This window comes from Pseudomonas sp. SDO5215_S409, from assembly GCF_054071325.1.
Genome location: NZ_JBSVWN010000102.1, coordinates 1 through 8,294, shown reverse-complemented (window position 1 = coordinate 8,294; position 8,294 = coordinate 1). Strand labels below are relative to the sequence as shown.

Sequence of the window (8,294 nt, the reverse complement as noted above, 5' to 3'; positions counted from 1 at the left end):
CCTGGCGCGGCTCTGGGCCGAACTGTTGAACGTTGATCGGGTGGGTCGCCATGACAACTTCTTTGAACTGGGCGGCCACTCATTACTGGCTGTCAGCCTGATCGGCCGGATGCGTCAGGCCGGTTTGAACACCGACGTGCGTGCCCTGTTCGGTCAACCCACCCTGGCCGCATTGGCCGCCACCCTGGGCGACACGCGTGCCGAGGTGGTGGTGCCGCTCAACGGCATCGGCGCCGATTGCGCGCGCATTACCCCGGATATGTTGCCATTGGTGGCGTTGGACCAGCCCACCATTGACCGCATCGTGGCACGCGTGCCAGGCGGGGTGGCCAATGTGCAGGACATCTATCCACTCGCGCCGCTGCAGGCAGGCATTTTTTTCCATCACCTGTCCTCTACACAGGGCGACCCTTACGTATTGCAGGCCATGGTCGGCCTGAGCAGTCGCCAGCGCCTGGACGATTTCAGCCAGGGCTTGCAACAGGTCATCAACCGTCACGACGTCCTGCGTACCGCCGTGCTGTCGGACGGTTTCCCCGAGCCGCTGCAAGTGGTGTTGCGCGAAGCCCGGCTGGTGGTTCAAGAGCTTGAGCTGGACCCGGCGGGAGGGGCCATCGAGGACCAGTTGCGTGCACGCTTGGACGCCCGCCATTTGCGCCTTGACCTGAGCGAGGCGCCGTTGATCCGCATCGTCTGCGCCGCCGACCCGCAGAATGACCGTTGGCTGGCCGTGCTGATGTTCCACCACATGGTCATGGATCACACGGCCCTTGAAATACTGCGCCAGGAAGTGCAATTGCACCTGCAAGGCCAGCCCGCACCGCTGACCAGCGCCACGCCGTATCGCAACTATGTGGCCCAGGCCCGCTTGGGCGTCAGTGAGGCGGAGCACGAAGGGTTCTTCCGCGACCTGCTGGGTGACATCGACGAGCCCACGCTGCCGTTCGGTATCCACGACGTGCAGGGCGATGGCAGTGAACTGCACGAAGCCACCTTGGCGCTCGACCCACAACTGAGCCAACGCCTGCGCCAGCAGACACGGCAACTGGGCGTGAGCGCCGCAAGTCTGTTCCACCTGGCCTGGGCCCAGGTGCTGGCTGGCATCTGCACGGCTGAGAGCGTGGTATTTGGCACCGTCCTGCTGGGTCGGTTGCAGGCCGGCGAGGGTGCCGAGCAGGCGATGGGCCTGTTCATCAACACCTTGCCGCTGCGTGTGGACGTGGGCAACCAAGGCGCCCGCGCCGGTGTCCTGGCCACTCATGCGCGACTCACGGCGCTGCTGAGTCACGAACATGCGCCGCTGGTGCTGGCCCAACGCTGCAGTGGCGTGGCCGCACCGCAACCGCTGTTCAGTGCGCTGCTCAACTACCGTCACAGCGGGATTTCCCCGGCGGCACAGGATGCTCGTGCCTGGGAAGGCATCGAGTTCTTCGCTGCACAGGAGCGTACCAACTACCCGTTGACGCTGAGCGTGGATGACCTGGGCGAGGGCTTCAGCCTGGCCGCCCTGGCCGTTCGCGAGATCGGTGCCCAGCGCATCTGCAACTTGATGCTGGCGACGCTGGAACATCTGGTGGCGGCGTTGGAGCACACGCCAGAGGTCGCCCTCAACCGGTTGCCGATCCTCTCGGCGTCCGAACGCCAGACGGTGTTGGTGGACTTTAACGCCACCGCGGCTCACTACCCGGCGGGGCAGACCATTCATGGCCTGTTTGAAGCGCAAGTGGCGCATCGACCCGACGCCATTGCCATTCGTCAAGGCGACCAGCACCTCAGTTACCGGCAGCTCAACCAGCGTGCCAACCAGTTGGCGCACCGCTTGCTCGAACAGGGTGTGCGCCCGGATGATCGCGTGGCGATCTGCGCGCGGCGCAGCCTGGAAACCCTGGTCGGCCTGGTGGCCATCCTCAAGGCGGGTGCCTGCTACGTGCCGATCGACCCGGCCCACCCTCAGGAGCGCATCGCCTATCTGTTGCAAGACAGCGCACCCGTGGTGGTACTGGCCCAATCCAGCACACGCGAGTTGCTGGGCGACAACGAACTGCCGGTGATCGAGCTGGACAGCGACCAGTGGCACCGTCGCCCGACCGTCAATCCGGACGTTGCCGACCTGACCCCGTCGAACCTGGCCTACGTGATCTATACCTCCGGCTCTACCGGCCTGCCCAAAGGCGTGATGGTGGAACACCGCACCCTGGAAAACCTGGTGATTTGGCATTGCGAGGCCTTTGACCTGAATGCCGGTAGCCATACCTCCAGTGTCGCCGGTTTTGGCTTTGACGCCATGGCCTGGGAGATCTGGCCTGCCTTGTGCGTAGGTGCGACCCTGCATCTGCCACCGGCGCAGCAGAGTCATGAAGACATCGATGCGCTGCTGGCATGGTGGATCACGCAGCCGCTGGACGTCAGCTTCTTGCCAACGCCGGTGGCCGAATACGCTTTCAGCCAGAAGCTGCAGCACCCGACCCTCAAGACCTTGCTGATCGGTGGCGACCGCCTGCGTCAGTTCACCACGGCGCAGCGCTTCACCCTGGTCAACAACTACGGCCCCACCGAGGCCACCGTGGTGGCGACGTCCGGCGTGATCGAAGCCGGGCAGACCTTGCACATTGGCAAACCGGTGGCCAACACCCAGGCCTATTTGCTGGATGCGCAACTGCAACCGGTGCCGCAAGGCGTGGCCGGCGAGTTGTATGTCGGCGGCGCGGGTGTGGCGCGGGGTTACTTGAACCGCGAAGAGATGACCGCTGAACGTTTCCTCAAGGACCCGTTCAGCAGTGACCCGCAGGCGCGCATGTACCGCACCGGCGACTTGGCGCGCTGGTTGGCCGACGGCACCCTGGACTACCTGGGGCGTAATGACGACCAGGTGAAAATTCGCGGTGTGCGGATTGAACTGGGTGAAATCGAAACCCGCCTGGGCGAACACCCCGAGGTCAAAGAAGCGGTGGTGCTGGCCCGCGACGGGCGCCTGGTGGCGTATTTCACTGAAACCCAACCGCTGGCGATCCAGACCCTGCGCGACTGGCTACAAGGGCACTTGCCGGATTACATGGTGCCCGCTGCGTATGTACGCCTGGACAGCCTGCCGCTGACCGCCAACGGCAAGTTGGACCGCAAGGCCTTGCCTGAGCCGAATCAGGACGCAGTACTCAGCCGGGGTTATGAAGCACCCCAAGGCAGCGTGGAAGTGGCGCTGGCGCAGATCTGGGCTGACGTGCTCAAGGTCGAGCGCGTGGGGCGTCATGACAACTTCTTTGAGTTGGGCGGGCATTCGCTGCTGGCGGTGAACCTGATTGGGCGCATGCGCCTGCTCGGGCTGGGCGCCGACGTGCGCATCCTTTTCAGCCAGCCGACCCTGGTCGCCTTGGCTGCTGCCGTCGGGAGCGGCCAGGAAGTCAAGGTGCCGGCCAATCTGATCAGTGCCGAGTGCACGCGCATCACGCCTGAGCTGCTACCGCTGGCGAACTTGGATCAAGCCAGCATCGACCGCATTGTGGCCACCGTGCCGGGCGGTACGGCCAACGTGCAGGACATCTACCCGCTGGCGCCATTGCAGGAAGGTATTCTTTATCACCACCTGAGCGCCGAACAGGGCGACCCGTATCTGTTGCAGGCACGGTTCAGATTTGCCGACAAGGGGCGTCTCGACGCTTTTGCCCAAGCGTTGCAGGCGGTGATCGATCGTCACGATATCTTGCGTACCGGCATCGTCTGGGAAGGTTTGAACAGCCCGATGCAAGTGGTGTGGCGCAACGCCCGGCTGGCAGTGCGGGCCATCGCGCTGGACGCTGCGCAGGGTGATGTGCTGAACCAGTTGCACGAACGGTTCGACGCGCGTCGATTCCGCGTGGATGTCGCACAAGCTCCTTTGATGCAGTTGGTGTACGCCCAGGAATCGGCCAACACACCAATAGCCGCCATTTTGTTGTTCCACCACCTGGCCATGGACCACACCGCGATGGAGGTAGTCCGTGATGAAATGCAAGCGAGCCTGGCGGGCGGCACGCACGTGCTCGGCGAGCCAGTGCCTTATCGCAACTACGTCGCCCAGGCGCGCCTGGGCGTCAGCGAACAGGAACATGAGGCGTTTTTCCGCGAGTTGTTGGGTGATATTGACGAGCCGACGTTGCCGTTCGGCCTGCAAGACGTACAAAACGATGCGAGCACTGTCGAAGAGGCCACCCTGGCGCTGGAAGCTGGGCTGGGCCTGCGTCTGCGCGCTCAATCGCGGCAACTGGGCGTGAGTGCGGCCAGCCTGTTCCACCTGGCGTGGGCCCAAGTGTTGGCCGCCGCTTCAGGCAAGGACAGCGTGGTGTTCGGTACCGTGCTGATGGGCCGCATGCAAGGCGGCGAAGGCGCCGAGCGGGCACTGGGGATGTTCATCAATACCTTGCCGCTGCGCATCGATGTGGGGGGCCAGGGTGTACGTGCCAGTGTGCGGGCTACCCATGCACGACTGACCGCGTTGCTGGGGCACGAACATGCCTCGCTGGCCCTGGCCCAGCGCTGCAGTGGCGTCGCCACACCGACGCCGTTGTTCAGCGCGTTGCTCAACTACCGCCACAGCGTGCCGGCCAGCGTCAGTGATGAAGCACTAGAGGCCTGGCGCGGCATTGACGTGGTGGGCGGTGAGGAACGCACCAACTACCCGTTGGCGTTGAACGTCGATGAATTGGGCGATGGTTTCAGCCTTAACGTGCTGACCCTTGAAGAGGCGGGCGCACAGCGCATCTGTCACTTCGTGCACACCGCGGTCGAACAATTAGTGCAGGCACTGGAGCAGGTACCGGACGCGCCGATCAACGGGCTGACGGTCCTGCCTTGGGCTGAGCGAGAGCAAGTACTGGTCGCGTTCAACGCCACCGCCCGTGCCTACCCCGCCACGCACACCGTGCATGCACTGTTTGAGTCCCAGGTTGCAGCTAACCCGCAGGCAGTGGTCGCGGTGCACGCCGAGCAATCCTTGACCTACGCGCAGTTGAACCTGCGCGCCAACAAGTTGGCCCATCACTTGATCGGCCTGGGTGTTGCCCCTGGCGACAGCGTGGCGATCCTGCTGCCGCGCTCCATCGATTTGCTGGTGAGCCAACTGGCAATCAGCAAGTGCGCAGCGGTGTACGTGCCGCTGGACGTCAATGCCCCGGCCGAGCGCCAAGGCTTCATGGTTCAGGACAGCGGCGCACAATGGCTGCTGACGGCCTCGTCGATCGAAGTCCCCGAAGGCGCCCGCCGCCTGGACCTGGACACCCTCGATCTGAGCGATACCCCCGAACACAACCCGGCGCTTGAACAATCGGCCGAGACGGCGGCGTACATCATGTACACCTCCGGTTCTACCGGCACGCCAAAAGGCGTGTTGGTGCCGCACCGCGCGATCAGCCGCCTGGTGATCAACAACGGCTATGCCGATTTCAACGCCAGCGACCGCGTGGCCTTCGCCTCTAACCCTGCGTTCGACGCCAGCACCCTGGACGTCTGGGCTCCGTTGCTCAACGGTGGTGCGGTGGTGGTGGTCGATCATGATGTGCTGCTATCGCAGCAGGCATTTGCAGAGGTGCTCACCACCCACGCCGTGAGTGTGCTGTGGATGACCGCCGGTTTGTTCCATCAATACGCCGACGGCTTGTTGCCGGTGTTCCCACAACTGCGCTACCTAATTGTGGGTGGCGACGTGCTGGACCCAAGCGTGATCGCCCGTGTCCTCAAGGACGGCGCGCCGCAGCACTTGCTCAATGGCTACGGCCCGACTGAGGCCACCACCTTCTCCACCACTCACGAGATCACCGAAGCGGGCGAGGGCAGCATCCCCATCGGGCGTCCGGTGGGTAACACCCGCACTTACGTACTGGACGCCCATCAGCAACCGGTGCCGGTGGGCGTAACCGGCGAGCTGTACATCGGTGGCCAGGGCGTGGCCCTGGGTTACTTGAACCGTGAAGACCTGACGGCAGAAAAATTCCTCGCCGACCCGTTCGAGCACGGCCTGATGTACCGCACTGGCGACCTGGTGGCCTGGCGCGCCGACGGCACCTTGCAGTACCTGGGCCGTAACGACCAGCAGGTGAAAATCCGTGGGTTCCGTATCGAACTGGGCGAGATCGAAACCCGCCTGAGCGAACACCCGCAGGTCAAGGACGCGGTGGTACTGGCGCGTGAAGACGAGCCGGGCCACAAGCGCCTGGTGGCGTACTTCACCGAGCGCGACGCGGTTGAAATCGAAGTGCTGCGTGACCATTTGCACGCCCAACTGCCGGACTACATGGTGCCGGCCGCTTATGTGCGCCTGGACAGCCTGCCGTTGACCAACAACGGCAAGGTCGATCGCAAGGCCCTGCCTGCGCCGGATCAGGACGCGGTCCTGAGTCGCGGTTATGAAGCACCGCAAGGCGAGGTGGAAACCACCCTGGCGCAGATCTGGGCCGATGTGCTCAAGGTCGAGCAGGTGGGGCGTCACGACAACTTCTTCGAGCTGGGCGGCCATTCGCTGCTTGCGGTGAGCTTGATCGAGCGCATGCGCCAGGTCGATTTCAGTGCTGACGTACGCGTGCTGTTCAAGCAACCGACCCTGGCTGCACTGGCGGCTGCCGTGGGCAGTGGGCGTGAAGTCGCCGTACCGGCCAACCGGATTACGCCTGAATGTGAGCGCATCACGCCCGACCTGCTGCCGCTGGCCAGCCTGGACCAGGCGAGCATCGACCATATCGTCTCCCGCGTGCCGGGCGGCGTAGCCAACGTGCAGGACATTTATGCCCTGGCACCGTTGCAGGAAGGCATCCTGTACCACCACATCACGGCGGAGCAGGGCGATCCGTACCTGCTGCAATCGCACATCGCGTTTGACAGCCTGGAGCGTTTGCAGGCGTTCGCCCAAGCGTTGCAAAACGTGGTCGACCGGCATGACATCTTGCGCACCGGTATCGTCTGGGAAGGTCTCGGCACCCCGGCGCAAGTGGTGTGGCGCAAGGCCGAACTGCCGGTGCAGGAGGTCACGCTCGACCCGGCAGACGGCGACATCCTGGGCCAACTGCATGCGCGTTTCGATGCGCGGCACTATCGCCTCGACGTCAGCCAGGCCCCGTTGATGCGCCTGGCTTATGCCCGCGATGAACGCAACGGGCGCACCGTGGCGGTGTTGTTGTTCCACCACATGGCACTGGACCACACGGCGCTGGAAGTCGTCAGTTGGGAAATGGCCGCAAGCCTGTTGGGCTCCACCGAGCCACTGGCGCCTGCGGTGCCTTATCGCAACTACGTCGCCCAGACGCGCTTGGGCGATGTCGAGTACGAGCATGAGGCGTTCTTTCGCGAGATGCTGGGCGACATCGATGAGCCAACGCTGCCGTTTGGCCTGAAAGACGTGCAGAGCGACGGCAACACCGTTGCCGAAGTGACCCAGACCCTGCCAGCCGACTTGAACCTGCGCCTGCGCGCGGCGGCGCGGGCCCTGGGCGTCACGGTCGCCAGCCTGTTCCACCTGGCTTATGCCCGGGTGCTGGGCGCGGTCAGCGGCAAGCAGGACGTGGTGTTCGGCACGGTGCTGGTAGGGCGCATGCAAGGCGGCCAGGGGGCCGACCGGGCACTGGGCATGTTCATCAACACCTTGCCGCTGCGGGTCGACATCGGTGAGCAAAACGTGCGCGAAGGCGTACGGTCCACCCATGCACGGCTCTCGGCCTTGCTGGGGCATGAGCACGCTTCACTGTCTCTGGCCCAGCGTTGCAGCGGCGTGGTGGCACCGGCGCCGTTGTTCAGTGCCATGCTCAATTACCGTCACAGCGCCAGCGACGGTGTGATGCACCAGACGCGCGACGCCTGGGTGGGTATCGAGACGCTGGCCAGTGAAGAGCGCACCAACTACCCGCTGGCCTTGAACGTGGATGACCAAGGCGAAAGCTTCCGCCTGAACGTGCAAGCCATCGCGGTGGATGCCCAGCGCGTGGTGGACTATGTGCAGCAGGCGTTGTACAGCCTGGTCGACGCACTGGACACCGCGCCGAGTACCGCCTTGCAACAGTTGCCGGTGCTACCGGCGGCAGAGCGCGAAACATTGCTGGTGGCGTTCAACGACACCGCCCGCGATTACCCGCTGCAACAGACCCTGCATGGCCTGTTCGAAGCCCAGGTTGCGCGCACGCCGGACGCCGTCGCGGTGCTGGCGGGTGAGCAACGCCTGAGCTATCGCCAACTCAACGAACGTGCCAACCGCCTGGCCCACCACCTGCGTGAACTCGGTGTGCAGCCGGATGCGCGCGTGGCGATCTGCGTCGAGCGCGGGCTGGACATGGTCGTCG

1 protein-coding gene is annotated in these 8,294 nt (G+C 64.3%); it reads left to right on the top strand.

Annotation, left to right across the window (positions count from 1 at the left end; translation table 11 throughout):
• Window positions 1-8,294, top strand: an 8,294-nt coding sequence (locus ACW9H9_RS27775) for an amino acid adenylation domain-containing protein (RefSeq protein WP_457346562.1), incomplete at both ends; no start/stop codon positions are given.